Source organism: Tunturiibacter empetritectus (genome assembly GCF_013410875.1).
Taxonomy (GTDB): domain Bacteria; phylum Acidobacteriota; class Terriglobia; order Terriglobales; family Acidobacteriaceae; genus Edaphobacter; species Edaphobacter empetritectus.
The window spans coordinates 41,607-56,757 of record NZ_JACCCU010000001.1 but is presented as its reverse complement, the minus strand read 5'-3'; the positions used below and the strand labels follow the sequence as shown (position 1 = coordinate 56,757).

The window sequence follows — 15,151 nt, the reverse complement described above, 5'->3', positions numbered from 1 at the left end:
CCAGGCGGCCACCACAACCAAATGACACCCGAGCGACAACAGAGGGAAAGCATTGAATCTCAGTTTGATTCGTGCGCGCGAAAGGGGCGCGGGATTCCCCGAGGACCTCCTGCTACCAGACGTATTCGTTCCGACATTGCAATTCCAAGACGGCAACGTTGATCATTGTGCCTTAAGGCGACAAAAGGTTGAGGCCCAATACGGCCGTGAGGTTACGATGAAGGCCCCCGCGCTGTTGATCCTATCTCTCGACAACGAAAGGCCCGGACATAGTGGCCGACTTTACCGAAAGATCTCGCGTCGTCTCATTCCTCTGCTTTTTCTAAGTTATCTGTTCGCCTTCCTCGATCGGATCAACGTCAGCTACGCTCAGCTTCAGATGAAGCCGATGCTCGGATTCACAGATGCAGTTTATGGACTTGGCGCAGGCGTCTTCTTCCTCAGCTATGTGGTATTCGAGATGCCGAGCAATCTCTGGATGACGCGTTCAGGCATCAGATTCACACTTCTGCGGATCATGTTGTTGTGGAGTCTTGCTTCCGCCGGCACGATGTTCATCAAGACGCCGTTGCACTTCTACATTGCCCGCTTTCTTCTCGGTTTGTTTGAGGCAGGCTTTTTCCCAGGCGTGATTTTGTATCTTACCTATTGGTTCCCCGCGGCAAGGCGAGGTCGAGTGACGACTCTGTTTATGCTCGCGATTCCGGTCGCCGGAATGATTGGCGGTCCGCTATCGGGGTGGATTATGTCAGCACTAAACATGAAAGATAATCTCGCCGGTTGGCAATGGCTGTTGCTGCTGGAGGGACTGCCAACGTCGGTACTCGGCCTCATCTGCTTCGTGTATTTACCTGACAATCCTTCACAAGCCGGTTGGCTCAACGACAGGGAGAAGGCATTCTTAACCACCGACCTCGCGAAAGGCGCGGACAGCATTGGAATTCCGGAGGCTCACTCCACGCTGAAGGACCATTTGATAGCGGGCTTCGAACTCCTTAAGCATTTCCAGGTCTGGGCGTTGGGCTTCGTGTACTTCGCAATCGCCTGCGCCAACTATGCGTTTACCTTCTGGCTGCCCACGATGCTAACTACGGCTGGCGTCGGCTCGATTTCCAGAGTCGGATTGCTGTCCGCCATCCCGTATGGCGTCGGGATCATCGGAGCTTTAGCGATTGCAAGGTCTTCCGATCTTCGTGGTGAGCGACGCTGGCACATTGCAGGTGCAATCGCGCTAGCTGCGCTTGCCTTGGGGGCTTCGAACGTTCTTCACAGCTCCATTGCGCTAACGGTACTGATTCTGGCAGTTGCGGCTTTTTTCCTCTTCGGTGGCGGCATCTTGTTCTGGGCCGTTCCTCCAACTTGTTTCAGGAGTGATGCCGCACCCGCAGCCATCGCAACAGTGAGTTCCATAGGCGTAATCGGCGGCTTCATCAGCCCAACCCTGCTCGGCTGGATCAAGACTCAGACCGGGCGACTTGACACTGGAATCTCGTCCATTTGTGTCCTCATGATCACTGCAGCGGTCGTTCTTCTTCTGACACTACCTGATGAGCCTGGTGTCGCGCGCAAGAACAAGGCTTGATACGAGCAGTGCTTTTCCGTCCTAGTTGGAAGCTAAAACTATCGCGCGAAGGAACAAGAGACTTTGCAAAGCAATTCCCACATAAGCCGGGACCGACAGCGTTACGCCCGTCGAAGGGGCCTTTGTGAGGCAATAGGCTTTCTGAGAAGATCTACAGCTTCGGCGAGGAGTGTGCATGCGAGGGTGTCGATCTTTGTAGGGAAATGCTCCAACGTGTTCGTTCCTGCAAAGACTAGGAAGAGAGAAGAGTCTACTTTTGGCTATAGGGAAACTTTCCACATGAGGGAACGTGAACGCGACTGAGAAATGCGTTTTTTCAGTGAATCAAATCGTCGATATTTTGACGTGCTGTACAGGCGCAGGTTGCCCCTCATCTCTGTCGGTCTCGACACCACTAAAGAAGGGCAGATGTTGCGCCGATCGTGGCTGTCTTTGTAGTTGAAGAAGATCTAATGTCAGCAAAGTGGATGCTTGTAGCGACAGTTTGGCTCCAAGGTCCCGACCAGTGTCGCCGTTGCCCCGAGATTTCGCCCGCTGGCCGAGGCCTGTCCTCGGTCAAACACCATATTCTCGTTGACCACTACGGAGGAGGACTAAACGCCATGATCACCACCGACGAACTGAAAGATCTTCCGCTGTTTGAAAGCCTCAGCGACGAGTGGCGGCGAATGATTGCCGAATCTGCTGCGGAGTTGTCTGTGCCCGCAGGTGAATGGATCGTCCGAGAAGGAGAAACACCTTCGTTTTTCGTTCTTCTCGAGGGTTCCCTAACCTGCGAGAAGGACTACGGAGGGACGAACAAGGTGAGCGCTCCGTATGCTCCTGGGGATTTTTACGGCGAGATCCCCATTCTTCTTGATTCAGTCGCCATCGCCTCGCTCAAATCGACAGCACCGTCGAGACTCCTTCGTCTTGATCGCGTGCAATTCAAAGACATGATCGCTTCCTCACCGCGATGTAATCAAATTGTCGTCGAAGTGATGACGCGACGTCTGAAGATGATCCAGAATCACATGCAAACAAATGATTCGCTTAGAGTGCGAGTCGTGGGATCGCAATACAGCACGGAGTGCCGAGACGTTAGAGACTTTCTCTCACAGAACCACATTTCCTACCGTTGGTCAGATCACGATGAAACGAACCCTATCATTCCAGACAGCTGTGGAGAGGCCTATGTAGTTGTTGACCAATCCAAAGTTGTGAGCTGTCCTCTTACGGTCCGGAAGGTCGCACAGGCTTTGGGTATGAGAACGGCTCCTGAGCAAACGGCCTATGACGTGGTCATCATTGGGGGTGGCCCGGCCGGCCTCGCGGCTGCCGTTTCTGGGGCCTCTGAGGGACTCAAGGTGCTCTTGCTAGAGAAGAAAGGGATCGGAGGACAAGCCGCTTGTTCGAGCCGAATCGAGAATTATCCAGGCTTCCCCACGGGTATCTCCGGAAATGAACTCGCGTCAAAGGCACTGAAACAGGCTGTTCATTTTGGGGCCGAGATCGTCGTTACCAGAGAAGTCCATCAAATCTTGACCATGGACGGCGAGTATTGCATTGAGATGGACGGCGGTTACCGTGTTCAGGCAAAATCGATTCTTCTCGCGACTGGCGTCCAATGGAGAACACTTTCCGTTCCGGGAATGAAGCCCTTGATTGGGCGCGGGGTGCTCTACGGAGCGGCACGGACGGAGGCTCACACGGTGTTAGGAAAGAACATTTTCATCGTGGGTGCGGGAAATTCCGCCGGACAAGCTGCCATGTTCTTTTCTGGCTACGCGTGCTCCGTCACGCTTCTTGTACGAGGTCGTGACATCCGCAATTCCATGTCGCAGTATCTTGTCGACCAGCTTCGCAGCCGCACGAACATCTATATCGAGACGTCCACAGAAGTCAGTTCCGTATCGGGCGACACGCATCTTGACTCAATTTGCACGGAGTCGAGCGGCCAGGTCAAACAGCGCCAAGCCGACGCCTTGTTCGTAATGATCGGTGCCTGCGCGGCGAGTGCATGGATGCCCGATGAACTGCAGCGTGACCCGAACGGATTCGTTCTTACCGGTCGGGACGCGACCCCCGCGCGTGGGGCGAGAACACCGTTTCTGCTCGAGTCCAATCTGCCTGGGATCTTCTGCGCGGGTGATATACGTCATGACTCGGTCAAGCGTGTATCGAGTGGCATGGGAGAAGGCAGCATGGCCATTGCATTCGTTCACCAATATCTGGCACTGCAAACCGAAACAGTAGCGGCTCTTATCTAGCCGACATCTCCGACGAGGTTGAAGTGAGAGGCTGGGTCCAAGGAAGGCGTCTGGTTTGACTGGACGTCGGCCCCACGTTCCTTCGCCATACTCCCGGACTTGCACCGACATGTTGCTGGAAGGCCCGAGAAAAAGTTGACTGACTCGAAAACCCGGTCCGAAACGCGACGTCCGGCAGAGATAGGGTTGAGTGACTCATAAGAACTTTTGCATGTTCGATGCGACGATCGACGACCCATCGGTGAACCGAAACACCGAACGTCGTCTTAAATGCTCTGGCGAAGTGGCCTGCAGACAGATTGCATTCGCGAGCTAACCGCTCAAGTTTGAGGTTTCCTTCAAGATGATTCATTAGCAGCTCTTCCGCACGCCGCTTCTGCCAGGGAGCCAATCCGCCGCGGCACTTCTCTATCGAAAAAGAGGAAGCCGTGTAACCTTCCACGAGACGCGAGCAAAGCAGTAACCCGAAGTGATCAAGGAAAAGTTCGCTGCGCTCTCTCGGATCATCCAAAAAGGGCAAGATAAGTCGCGTGAGATTCGCGATTGCGTGATCGTCCGCACAGATCGTCGGGCGAATAGTCGCCACCTTGCAGATACCGTGCTCTTCTGTGAATGCGTCGACTGTTTCACGTGGAATATTGAAGTGAAGGTAGTCAAAAGCTGTCTTTACCCATGCGACTTGGCCGGCCTGCAGGTCAAAGACACTCGCATGAAAGGTCGGGACCACTGGAACAGAGATGGCCTTTCCGTCGGTCCAGTGGTCCCACGTTCCTCTACGCATCGTTTGCAACGCAACCGAGATTAGAAATGAGTCCTCCGTTGGAATTGTGGTCGTAATGTCTGGTGGTATAACGTGTGAGATCAGACGCGTTACCGCAAATGGAGGCCTGTTTGCTTGCTCCACGACGATGCTTGAAGCAGCGTCTACAAAGAAGTGCTTGCCCCACTCATTTCCATATCCTCGCATCTTAGACCTCCTTCCGTAGTACGCCTCACATGCTCAAGATTGAGTTCAAACCGCCAGAAACTGATGTATGAAGGCAATCGCCATGCTTCCCTCGCCGACGGCACTTGAAACGCGTTTGATCGAGTCATGCCTGACGTCGCCTGCACAGAAAATTCCTGGAAGAGACGTTTCTAGGGAATAGGGTGCGCGATCTGGTCCAAAGCTCGATAGGTCTCGTCCTGTGCAAACGAATCCGTTCGAATCTCGCTCAAGTTCGTCAGGGAGCCAGGAAGTGTCTGCGTGAGCCCCAATCATGACAAAAAGCGCATCTGCATCGCGGTTTCTGAATTCTCCCTGGGTGCTAGTACGGATAGATTGCAGGCCCCCCCCTCCGTCAACAGACTCGACTTGTGTATGCGCTTCCACAGTGATGTTGTCCCGTTGCCCGAGTTGCGCGATGAGGTACTGGGACATCGATGATTCCAGTCCGGAACCTCGGACGAGGACCGTAACGGAGCTCGCGTAGCTTGAGAAGAACATTGCGGCCTGCCCCGCTGAATTTCCACCGCCTACGATGAAGACTTTTTTGCCTACCACCGTAGGAGCTTCTGTTCGCGCAGCTCCATAGAGGACACCTCTTCCCGTAAGGCGCTCCAAGCCGCTAGCGTTTAGCCTCCGCCATCGGACCCCTGTTGCAAGGACAATCGCTCTCGTGTTGATCTGGAGATCTCCGTCCAGTTTCACCGTGTAACCGGTTGACGCCTGCGTTATGGCCTCGACGCTGCGGGTCATAACAATTTCGGAGCCAAAGCGACTCGCCTGTTTCAGGGCTCTCGAAGCCAATTCATCGCCTGAAATACCGTTCGGAAATCCCAAGTAGTTCTCGATCCTTGAAGAGGTTCCCGCTTGTCCGCCGGTGGCGTTCCGTTCTACCAGGAGGATGTTGAGGCCCTCCGACGCGCCATAGACAGCGGAAGCAAGGCCTGCGGGACCACCTCCGATCACAACCACGTCGTATACAGGTCGATTTGGTTTGGTGGAGATCCCAAGCGCGTCCGCAAGCTTGCGGACGGTGAGAGGACCGCCCACAAATGAGACGTTGTCCACAACGACAAAGGCGCCTACAAGCCCGGCAGGATTAGACCCGGGTATACGGTCTGGCTCACGTTCCCCATCGACCCATTCGTAGGGGATACGATTTAGCGCCAAGAATCCCCTTACGTCCCGACATTCGTCGCTGTATGGAGAGCCAACTACAAGCACCCGGAGAGGGTTGTTCTCCCGCATGTACTCCCTCATCGAGGCGAGTCTCTTCGTCATCGTCTGGACCACGAGGTTCGTGCATTCCGTGGAGGAGTCAATCAGCTCCTTGAATTGGTTTCGATCCAGCCGGATTAAGCGAGATGGTTCGGTCGCTCGGAGCGAGGCGATCGTAGGAGCATCCAGAAGAATCGGAGTCTCACCGTAGAAATCTCCGGGTTGGTATTGACCGCGGACCTTGCTTGCGCCTCCATATTCCTTCTCAAGATCAAGAGCGCCAGCGAGCAGGACAAAGAACGAGGGGGTCTCCCCCTCTCGAATGATCCACTCGCCAGCTTGGACGTTGAGTTCAGCGACGTTGGCAGCGAGTCTCTGCCTCTGTTGGTCGGTCAGACACTTGAAGAGAGGGATGCTTTGCAGTTCTTCAGGACGGATCATTAGTTCTCCCCTAACTTCCTTGAAATGCTCGGCTGAGGGCTGTCAAGCGCAGCGGTCTCGACGATTGATCGCTTTCGCAATTCTGGGATAAGCTCACTCGTGGTGACGATCGCATGGGCGAACGTAGGGCCGGTCACTTCGTGGGCAACTCGCATGGAGTCGTCATCGTAAGCCGACGTAGCGTCTTTAACGAGCGTTACATGGTAGCCAAGCTCCATGGCGAACCTAGCAGTGGACTCCACGCAGGTGTGAGCGGCCATTCCGACTACGATTACGTTGGATATGCCGTGCTGCTTCAGCAAAGCATCGAGATCCGTATTCGCGAATCCACTTTGTCCCCAATGCTCTTGGGCGATAATGTCCCCAAGAGCAGGACCGAATTCCGGGTGCCAATCCCCGCCCCAGGTGCCGACTGCTGCCAGCTGCATCTCGTCCGCCTTGCGTTGAGAAGCGTTCACATGCCTCCAGGTTGCGAGATCCGGGCCATGAGCGCGATGATGCGGCGCGATGAAGACCTTGACACCAGCAATCCGGACCACTTCGATCAGTCTGCGCATGTTTTGTTGAAACCCGACAGATTCGGCAACGACCTTCAGGTAGTCGTAGAGCTTCCCGCCTTCACTCATGAAGTCGTTGTAGGGATCGATCATCAAGAGCGCAGTTTCAGTCGGGATGTAGAGTTCAGTCATGGAGGCCTCCTCGCGGTCGCGCTAAAAGGGGAGGCTCAGCTGCCAAACGCGGGCTGCTTGATCTCGAATGCACCTAAGCACGACTATTGTGTCACTTCAAATTATGAAGTGTCTAAGAGGGGGCGTCAACCTTCTTTCGGGGGGTACACACCGGAGGGACGGGCCGATTAACTCGATCTGCAGGACTGCTCTCTACTTCTTACGTTTTGCCGCTGTCCGCCCTTCGTCTACTCGCCTCGGCATTGCACTGAGTCGAACTCCCGTGATTTTGTCGTAAACGACAACCGAAGGTTCCTCGGTCTGATCTCCCCATCGAATGTTCCAATTGCCGGCGGCAAAGAGGACCCCATCGAGATCTTTGCCTTTCGGTGTCGCAAAGTACTCATAACGAGGAGGGCGCGACAGGTATAGACGGCGTTCAATGATGCCGTCCCTCTCCAAGCGGCGAAGGCGTGAAGCCAGCAGAGATGCGCCTATCCTGGTTTGAGCTTCGATCTCTTGGAAACGTGTCACGCCCATACTCAATTCACGCATAATTAGGAGTGCATGACGGTCGACAATCTGCCGCATACTTTCAGCGAACCGCTTAGTATCCAATTGATCTCGAAGCGCGGAAACCGCGAGAGTTTTTTTCGACATCGCATCTTTCGTGTCTTTTGTTTTTGAAGGCACTATAGCCAATATAACGGAAAAGTTCAAGAGAACACGCAGGCAAATACCACATCAGACAAGGTTTCTGTGCGCCCACGTTGGGGCGGAAGTATACTAGTAGAAAGTGAAGTGGCAATGTGACTTTCCTTGTCGCAGCCGCAGGCAAATGTTTCGAGGCAATCTTATGAGTTGGGGTAGTGTCTCAGAAAGCTTCTGCAATATCGCCCGATCGCTCTCCGTTGTTGGAGATCGATGGACCTTGCTCATCATGAGAGAGATCAGTCTCGGAGTGCGAAGATTCGAGGAGATCCAGGCTCAGACGGGTATGTCGTCTCACCTCCTGGCGATTCGGTTGAAACGACTCGAGGAGGACAAGATCATCGAACGGAGGGTTTACAACGCTAAGCCCTTAAGGCACGAATACTTCGCTACTCCCAAAGGCAAGGATCTGGATGCCGTTATCCTTGCCCTTCGCAATTGGGATCTGCGCTGGGGTGGATCTGACGGCAAGGGGGCAGCAGCTGTGGACTTGGTCGACAAGAAGACAGGTAAGCCGATCGATGGATTGTGGCATAACGAGAGCGGGGAGACTTTCAGCTTTAGCAACACTACATCGGTGATGAGTGCGGCGTGGAGGGCAGAGCGGGAGGCGAATGTGGCTGCGTTCTATGCTGCGAAAAGGGTGACTCCACCACCCGCCACTCCTTCTCGGTCGAAAACGACGGCTTCAAAGAAAATGGCCAAAACGAAGCCCACTTCTAAGACTGCTTCGGGACGGCCTGCGCAACGCAAGGCTTCTGCTACTGCCGTGCCGACACGAAAATCGAGATCCAGAGCAGTTTCCAAGTAAGCGACGGGGACGTAGGCCTGTTCCAAAGGTACAAGCCTACTCGCCGCATTGCCTTTCACCAGGCCGTCATCGCTGCTGCTTGGATCGGCGACCTTCGCAGAGAAACTATGCCGTTCTTTCCAACGGAAGTAGTGTGATCTGGATCGAATGTGCCGTCACCACGACGGACCCATGCACTTCTGGCAAGTTGCTCACCAGCCGCTCAACCCCCGCATCGTAAGCACGGGTGATTGTACGGCGAGTGGTCAGATCACAAGAGTGGGCTGACCAGCCGAAAGCGGCAGCCAAAGCGAGTATCGCGAGATCAGGTGTGATCCGTAGTTGCGTCATTCTACTAGCCTCCGAATGAGTAAGACTCTGCCTAAGTCATAACGTCTCCGAGAAATGCAATCGGGGCAATATCGAATGCATCCAGTTCGCATGTTGCTACGCCGTCTGTCGAAGGATTCGCCGCATCGTTCCGATTCTGCTCGGAGCGTTCATCTGCTTCCGCTACGCCGTGTGTCCACACGTACCTCAACGGACATACCTGGAATCAACGGGGCATGTTTGTACTCTGGCAGGATGCTTACCCTGACCGGGATTCTTTGAACAACCTTCACATAGTTGCCGGTCGCGTTTTCGGGTGGGATCAGGGAGTACTTCGCCCCTGTGGCGCCCCCTACACTCTCCACAGTGCCCTGAAGGTCTTCTCCCGAGGAGTCGATATGAATCGAGGCGTTCTGACCCACTTTCAAATGTTCCAACTGAGTCTCTTTGAAGTTCGCTATGGCCCAGACTTCGTTCGGGGGGGAAAGTGTCAGTACCAACTGCCCCGCACCGATACGTTGCCCCATTTCAATTTGCTTTCGCCCTATGACGCCGTCGACTGGCGCCACGATTTCGGTATAGCTCAGGTTCAGCGTAGCGTCCTTGAGGGTAGCGCGCGCTTTTCTAAGATCGGCATCAACCCGTTGCACATTGGTGCGAGCAGTTGCAATTTGTTGCGGAGCAGTTTCCGCTGCTAGAACATCACCCTTCCGCTCGGTAATTCGCTGCTCTGCTGAAGCGATATGCTGCCGCGCCGCGGACAAATTGGCTTCTGCTTGCTTCATCTGAGCTTCGGCAGTGGCTGCTTCTGTCGCTCTCTGATCGTATTCTGATCGCGAGATTTCATGACTTTCGACCAACGCGAAGTACCGTTTTCTATCATCTTCCGCACGCCGGTAGACGGCATTCGCTTGAGCCACAGAAGCGGCAGCGGCCAAACTCTGAGCCTCTGCAGTGGCCTTCTCGGCCTGAGCTTCTTCAACGGCAGCTCGTGCCGCCGATAGCCGACTCACGGATGTGGCCTCCGAAATCTGAACGTTTAACTTCGCCGCTTCCAATTGAGCTTCAGTGGACTGCACATCCCCCTGAAGACGGTCCACCGTAGGCTCGTAGTCGTTAGGGTCAAGTCTAGCCAAGATCGTTCCCGCTTTGACGAAGTGAGTGTCATCGACGACCGGATTGACCCAGGTGATGGTCCCCGAAACCCTGGCATTTATTGGATGAATATGCCCGTCGATCTGAGCATCGTTGGTGCTTACACTGCCCGGTGCAATGAACCAGACAGAGATCACTAAAATGGCAAGCGCGACCGTTCCACCGACAATTAAGCGGCGAGCGAGCGACGTTTCGTGAGGCGAGTCTTGTGGTGTCATTAGCGTACCCCCAAATAAGTCAGGTAGTTGGCTTCCGCGGTGCCGGTAGCCCTGATCAGCATTAGTTTTGCCAAGGAGTGGGCATAGACACTTGCGATACGGTTGTCCTCCGCCTCCGCCACATCTTGTTGCGCTTGAACGAGATCCACGCTGTTGGTGACGCCGTTTAGGAAACGATCCCGTGCCTGGCGAAGTCCTTCTCGTGCCAGACTAAGATTTGCATTCGAGACCTCTACGCTTGCTTCGGCAGCCTTGAGATCGAGTAGCGCCGTCCGGACGTCATAGACAGCTCGTGCTTGGATGTCAGCTAGTTCCGCCTCCCGTTGATGCAAAACCGCCTTGGCAGTCAGAATGTCGGATTCGATTCTGCGGCCCGTAAATATAGGGATTGCGATTCTGGCCGCAACTTCGTAGTCAGGAGTGCTCTTGGCGTACACGAAGCCCGTCTCGCCGACACTTGCTCTGACCTCTAAAGTAGGTAAGCGTTCGGCGGATTGGGCCTTAACTGATTCTTTCGCGGCCTCCAGTTGCGCCTTGGCAGCCCTGATATCTTGACGCTGCGTCTTCACGATTGCGACCAGATCGTCGAGAGAATCGTCGGGGGCCGGGGTGTAAATGAGCGAATCTGTCAGTTGGAATTCTTGAGCGATCGGCAACCCAATGATGCGGGTGAGGGCTAATTTGTCCTTCTCAAATCTTGCGTAGGCTATCGCAACACGTTGCTCAGCGGACCGACGGACAACTTCGGCCCGGATACCTTCGATTTGTGGGGAAACGTCATGAGCTACACGGTCTTGAACGAGTCGATCCGTGGCAGCGGCGGTAGCTAATTCCGCTCTTGCTGTCTCAAGACGCACCTGACTGCCGGCGACCAGCAGGTATGAACTTGTTGCCGCGAGAACAACAATGTTGCGAGAGTCTATGAACTGGTCATTGCTAGCATCGCCAGACCTCTGTGCGGCTGTAGCATTTCGAATGGCCGAAACATCGAGAACCCTCTGGGTGAGATAGATGTGAGCAGTCTGGAAGTTGTAGGGTCCCAGAACGGTCTTGAGCCCAATCCCACTGTCGACGATGTTTCGATAGTCCTGTACTGCATCGGCCGAAAGTTGCGGGAGCAAAGTGGAAAGCGCTCTTATCCTCGCAGCTCTCGCCTCGGCATGGTTTTGTTCACTGTCGATCAGGCCCAGATTCGCTCGCAAAGCACGCGACACCGCCTCGTGAAGAGACAGCGGCAACACCCCGGGTATTAGAGGACCCGTCGGAACGCTTCCTAAGAATGGATTCTGGGCCTGTTCGGCCAGGGCGCTTGGGTTCGTGGTGTTCGAACCGGGATCAAACGGCCTAGGCGTGTTGACGGTATTTGAGCCAGCAGATGTACTTCCCGTACTTTGGGCGTGCGCGGTCAAGCACAGGAACACCATGCCGCCGAGCGTTACAAGCCGCTGCGTACATAGGGAGACGTTCATTTGACGGTCCTTCTGTCTCTTGCCAACAACTTGATAGGGGGGTTAAGCATTCGCCTTGGGCCCAAGCTTGTACCGCGATGCCGGCCGTCCAGTCTGTGAAGCTCTTAACAGGTTCTGGCAGGCGGCGTGGACTTCGCCCAGCAGTGCTGAGTCTTCAACCGAATTCAAAGTCACAAGTTCTCCAAGCGCGAGACCCTTCATGGCCGAATCCACGCAGTCCTCGGCCGTCATCACCGTCGCCGGATCGAGATTCGATAACGGAACCCCTGAAATCTCCCAGATGTCGGTTGCAGTCGCAGCTGGCGCCACCAGTTGGACGATCACCCCTGTTCCTTCCAGTTCGTCCTGGATACTGCGAGTGAAACCCAACACATAGCTCTTGGTCCCGCTATAGACACTGCTCATAGGAATGCTCTGAAATCCAAGAATCGATCCGACATTGACAATCGTTCCATGGTTTCGCTCTCGAAAGCCTCGCAATGCGGTGATGGTCAACCTTGTCAGCGCCACGACATTCACCTGGATCATCGAGTGTTGATCGATTACCTGCGAATCCTGTGTGGGACCGAGTTTTGAAGTCCCGGCGTTATTCACGAGGAACGTGACTGACGGATCGCTGGCTATACGTTCATTTACTGTGTTTACGTCCTCAGTCAAACTCAAATCGGCGACAAATGCTTCTGCCCGGACTCCGTATTGTTTCGTCAATGCCTCCGTCAGCTGTTGGAGCCGATCCTTTCTCCGGGCTACCAAGATCAGGTCATAGCCCTCTTTTGCTAGCCGGTCAGCATAGACCTTTCCAATCCCCGCCGATGCCCCGGTCACGAGGGCCGTCCCGCGCGTTGTCTTTTTGCTTGTCATTGTTACAACTCCTTACTTTCGATCTCGTTAGAGGGATCACTTAGTGAGAACGGAATTTCATGGCTATCGCGCCCGGTTTGGCGGACGGAAACGTAGCGTGTCAGGCGTGAAGCGTAGCGGACATTGAGATTTCGCAGTTCAGAATCCGCGAGATACTGCAATTTGCACGCGCGTGTTCAGCGCATTCCGCAAATTGCTCCTGCGATGCGCCCGACACCTTGGCCTCTACGGTGATGTGAGAACCTTGAATGCTAGGCCTGTCCCGCTCATTTTGAGTCAGGTCGATCTCCACTTTCGTTATGATTGCGGCGGCGGAAAGTCCCATCATGCCGAAGTTGTTCGCCAATGCCTGGTTGAAGCAACCTGCATGCGCAGCAGCGAGCAACTCTTCTGGGCTCCCGCCGGGTGCCCCATGAAAGCGGCTCGCGTAACTGAACGGCTGTTGCTTTACCGTCGGAGATTTGGTGGAAATACTCCCACTGCCTTCCTTCCAGGTTCCCGTCCAGTTTGAATATGCTTCAGCCTTCATAGTCTTTTCCTTCCCGTGCTTCTCAATGACTTTCTACAGTTGGCGTTCGCACGCGTTTCTTGTTAGGCCCATCCCCTTCGGGAGGTCCACGATCCTCATTCTGCAATTCTGTCGAACCTTCGACATAGGCAATATGCCAAAGCGGACGAGATTTTGCGAATGTCTTCACATTGTGAAGTGACTTCACATTTAGAGGAGTCTACAGGAGCGGAGCTGAATCATATCCACATGCTGCCCGATTTCCCCTGCGCGCCCGTACATGGTTGTCGTTGGTGAGTCGGTTTTCTCATCTCGCAGCTCGAGATCTGGAGCCCCTATGCCCGTAGTCTTCCTCGCCTTTCTTGTCGGAGTCCTCTCAGGTCTCCGGGCGTTCATGAGCCTCATCGCCGTCTCGTGGGCAGCACGCCTAGATCGTCTGCACCTCGGCCCAACTCATCTCGCTTTTCTCGGGTATAAGGCGACGCCTTACATCGCTACGGCCCTCGGAGTCTTTGAGTTCGTTGCGGACCAACTGCCGTCTACACCAAGCCGAAAGGTGCCAAAGCAACTGCTCCCCAGACTGCTGTTGGCTGTTTTAGCAGGAACAGCCATTGGACTCTCCGGTGGATCGTTGTTGGCATGCATTGTTCTCAGCGTGATAGGCGCGCTGTTGGGGACATACGGTGGGGCTTGGGCTCGGACTGTCCTTGCGGACTTCTTCAAGAAGGATCGTCCCGCAGCTGTGATTGAGGATTGTGTCGCGATTGCTCTTGCTGTCTTTGTCGTCGTCAATCTGTAGCCGCTGCGCACAACACTTGTAGTCGTCGGGAAGAGGGTGCTTAACGCCCTTTGACATCGCAGTGCATCATACTTCAGTATGTGAAGTGACTATGGAGACAGAGGACATGAGCCACGTGCCAAACAGTACGACACGACAGAAAGTCATGTGCCGCCTTCGCGCGAAGACCTTGTTCCTGCTCTGTTCCGCCGCGACGGCTTCGCTGGCGGTTGCAAGCACCCGGTCGATCCCCCGCAGGATAGCGACTTCGGATCAGGTGTTAGTCAAATCCTTGCCTGGCTTCACAAACGAGACTGCCAACGTCAACGGTATTCACCTTCACTATGTGACTGGCGGAAGCGGTTCCCCCATCATCCTGCTTCCAGGATGGCCGGAGACCTGGTGGGCGTATCACAAGGTCATGCCTGAGCTGTCCAAGACGCATCGAGTGATCTCGATCGATCTGAGAGGTATGGGAGCTTCTGACAAGCCCGTAGCTGGCTACGATAAGAAAACGATGGCCGAGGACATCTCTGGACTGATTACACAACTCGGCTACTCTGACACCTACGTGGTCGGCCATGATATCGGTGCGATGGTGGCCTTCAGTTTGGCCGAGAATCATCCTAAGCAAGTGCGCAAGCTCATGATGCTTGATACCTCGCACCCCTCTCCAGCGTATGCCTCCTTGCCGCTGTTGCCACTTGGAGACACTTTTGGAGATCGAGCAGACGACGTTCACCCCTACTTCTGGTGGTTTGCCTTCCATCAGGTGAAGGGACTACCAGAACAGCTCTTGGAGGGACGTGCGGGTCTGGAGCAGGACTGGTTCTTCCACTACATGCTCAAGAGCGATGCGGCCGTCGACACGACGGACCGGGCGGTTTACGCAGCCGCATACTCAAGTCGCGATGCGATACGTGCGAGCGATGCCTGGTATCAAGCCTTCAACAAGGATATAGCGGACTTTTCGGGTTACGGTGATTTGCCTATGCCCGTTCTCGGAGTTGCCGGCCCAGCATTTTCGAGGCTCAAAGCCCTCTTGGATACGAAGGCGCCGGGTTCCACCACGGTCCGGATCGAAGGCACCGGGCATTTCATCCCAGAAGAGAAACCCATCGAGCTGCTGGGATACTGCCGCACGTTCTTTGAATGAGTCCAGATAAGAGTGCTCAAGAATTTCGTCGA

Annotated in this window: 13 protein-coding genes; 5 read left to right on the top strand and 8 right to left on the bottom strand. The window is 54.7% G+C overall.

From position 1 onward, the window contains the following. Positions 1-217: 217 nt before the first annotated feature. Both HDF08_RS00215 and HDF08_RS21905 read left to right on the top strand, forming a co-directional pair. Positions 218-1,582: an MFS transporter gene (locus HDF08_RS00215; protein ID WP_179636455.1), complete on the top strand. Its 1,365-nt coding sequence runs from the start codon at positions 218-220 to the stop codon at positions 1,580-1,582. Positions 1,583-2,184: 602 nt separating this feature from the next. Beyond that, a complete protein-coding gene (locus HDF08_RS21905; RefSeq protein WP_179636454.1) occupies positions 2,185-3,831 on the top strand; it encodes an FAD-dependent oxidoreductase in 1,647 nt (548 codons plus the stop codon). Here the strand turns inward: HDF08_RS21905 and HDF08_RS22005 are convergent. From HDF08_RS22005 to HDF08_RS00190, 4 genes are all read right to left on the bottom strand, one after another. After that, the gene (locus HDF08_RS22005) at positions 3,824-4,183 is read right to left on the bottom strand and encodes a helix-turn-helix transcriptional regulator (protein WP_373563158.1); all 360 of its coding nucleotides are present in this window, start codon (positions 4,181-4,183) and stop codon (positions 3,824-3,826) included. The genes HDF08_RS21905 and HDF08_RS22005 overlap by 8 nt on opposite strands. Before the next feature lie 660 nt (positions 4,184-4,843). Then, positions 4,844-6,475 carry an FAD-dependent oxidoreductase gene (locus tag HDF08_RS00200; protein ID WP_179636452.1) on the bottom strand — a complete coding sequence of 544 codons (1,632 nt, stop codon included), beginning with the start codon at positions 6,473-6,475 and terminating at the stop codon, positions 4,844-4,846. After that, positions 6,475-7,164, bottom strand: a complete 690-nt coding sequence (locus tag HDF08_RS00195) for a cysteine hydrolase family protein (protein WP_179636451.1) — start codon at positions 7,162-7,164, stop codon at positions 6,475-6,477. The genes HDF08_RS00200 and HDF08_RS00195 overlap by 1 nt, the downstream gene beginning before the upstream one ends. A gap of 192 nt (positions 7,165-7,356) precedes the next feature. Further along, positions 7,357-7,863, bottom strand: coding sequence for a winged helix-turn-helix transcriptional regulator (locus HDF08_RS00190; RefSeq protein WP_179636450.1), 507 nt, complete (start codon positions 7,861-7,863; stop codon positions 7,357-7,359). Positions 7,864-7,981: 118 nt separating this feature from the next. Here HDF08_RS00190 and HDF08_RS00185 point away from each other — a divergent pair, with 118 nt between their 5' ends. Next, positions 7,982-8,665, top strand: coding sequence for a winged helix-turn-helix transcriptional regulator (locus tag HDF08_RS00185; protein WP_306459651.1), 684 nt, complete (start codon positions 7,982-7,984; stop codon positions 8,663-8,665). A 479-nt stretch (positions 8,666-9,144) separates the two neighbouring features. Here the strand turns inward: HDF08_RS00185 and HDF08_RS00180 are convergent, their stop codons facing one another. The 4 genes from HDF08_RS00180 to HDF08_RS00165 all read right to left on the bottom strand — a co-directional run bounded on the left by HDF08_RS00180 (position 9,145) and on the right by HDF08_RS00165 (position 13,206). Then, positions 9,145-10,347: an HlyD family secretion protein gene (locus HDF08_RS00180; RefSeq protein WP_179636448.1), complete on the bottom strand. Its 1,203-nt coding sequence runs from the start codon at positions 10,345-10,347 to the stop codon at positions 9,145-9,147. Beyond that, complete coding sequence (locus HDF08_RS00175; protein ID WP_179636447.1) at positions 10,347-11,816, bottom strand: TolC family protein; 1,470 nt, start codon at positions 11,814-11,816, stop codon at positions 10,347-10,349. The genes HDF08_RS00180 and HDF08_RS00175 overlap by 1 nt, the downstream gene beginning before the upstream one ends. A 42-nt stretch (positions 11,817-11,858) precedes the next feature. Then, the gene (locus tag HDF08_RS00170) at positions 11,859-12,677 is read right to left on the bottom strand and encodes an SDR family NAD(P)-dependent oxidoreductase (RefSeq protein ID WP_179636446.1); all 819 of its coding nucleotides are present in this window, start codon (positions 12,675-12,677) and stop codon (positions 11,859-11,861) included. Positions 12,678-12,777: 100 nt separating this feature from the next. Next, a complete protein-coding gene (locus tag HDF08_RS00165; protein ID WP_179636445.1) occupies positions 12,778-13,206 on the bottom strand; it encodes an OsmC family peroxiredoxin in 429 nt (142 codons plus the stop codon). Positions 13,207-13,522: 316 nt separating this feature from the next. On the opposite strand from HDF08_RS00165, the gene HDF08_RS00160 reads away from it, so the two are divergent. Beyond that, complete coding sequence (locus tag HDF08_RS00160) at positions 13,523-13,984, top strand: DUF4126 domain-containing protein (RefSeq protein WP_179636444.1); 462 nt, start codon at positions 13,523-13,525, stop codon at positions 13,982-13,984. A gap of 106 nt (positions 13,985-14,090) precedes the next feature. Then, positions 14,091-15,119 carry an alpha/beta fold hydrolase gene (locus tag HDF08_RS00155; RefSeq protein ID WP_218884456.1) on the top strand — a complete coding sequence of 343 codons (1,029 nt, stop codon included), beginning with the start codon at positions 14,091-14,093 and terminating at the stop codon, positions 15,117-15,119. The last annotated feature ends 32 nt before the right edge of the window (positions 15,120-15,151 follow it).

What these genes read in the sequence shown, in the direction of transcription:
- HDF08_RS21905 (WP_179636454.1), top strand. Translation starts at nt 2,185, where the DNA reads ATGATCACCACCGACGAACTGAAAGATCTTCCGCTGTTTGAAAGCCTC.
- HDF08_RS00160 (WP_179636444.1), top strand. Translation starts at nt 13,523, where the DNA reads ATGCCCGTAGTCTTCCTCGCCTTTCTTGTCGGAGTCCTCTCAGGTCTC.
- HDF08_RS00170 (WP_179636446.1), bottom strand. Translation starts at nt 12,677, where the DNA reads ATGACAAGCAAAAAGACAACGCGCGGGACGGCCCTCGTGACCGGGGCA.
- HDF08_RS00155 (WP_218884456.1), top strand. Translation starts at nt 14,091, where the DNA reads ATGAGCCACGTGCCAAACAGTACGACACGACAGAAAGTCATGTGCCGC.
- HDF08_RS00195 (WP_179636451.1), bottom strand. Translation starts at nt 7,164, where the DNA reads ATGACTGAACTCTACATCCCGACTGAAACTGCGCTCTTGATGATCGAT.
- HDF08_RS00180 (WP_179636448.1), bottom strand. Translation starts at nt 10,347, where the DNA reads ATGACACCACAAGACTCGCCTCACGAAACGTCGCTCGCTCGCCGCTTA.
- HDF08_RS00185 (WP_306459651.1), top strand. Translation starts at nt 7,982, where the DNA reads ATGTTTCGAGGCAATCTTATGAGTTGGGGTAGTGTCTCAGAAAGCTTC.
- HDF08_RS00200 (WP_179636452.1), bottom strand. Translation starts at nt 6,475, where the DNA reads ATGATCCGTCCTGAAGAACTGCAAAGCATCCCTCTCTTCAAGTGTCTG.
- HDF08_RS00175 (WP_179636447.1), bottom strand. Translation starts at nt 11,816, where the DNA reads ATGAACGTCTCCCTATGTACGCAGCGGCTTGTAACGCTCGGCGGCATG.
- HDF08_RS00215 (WP_179636455.1), top strand. Translation starts at nt 218, where the DNA reads ATGAAGGCCCCCGCGCTGTTGATCCTATCTCTCGACAACGAAAGGCCC.
- HDF08_RS22005 (WP_373563158.1), bottom strand. Translation starts at nt 4,183, where the DNA reads ATGAATCATCTTGAAGGAAACCTCAAACTTGAGCGGTTAGCTCGCGAA.
- HDF08_RS00165 (WP_179636445.1), bottom strand. Translation starts at nt 13,206, where the DNA reads ATGAAGGCTGAAGCATATTCAAACTGGACGGGAACCTGGAAGGAAGGC.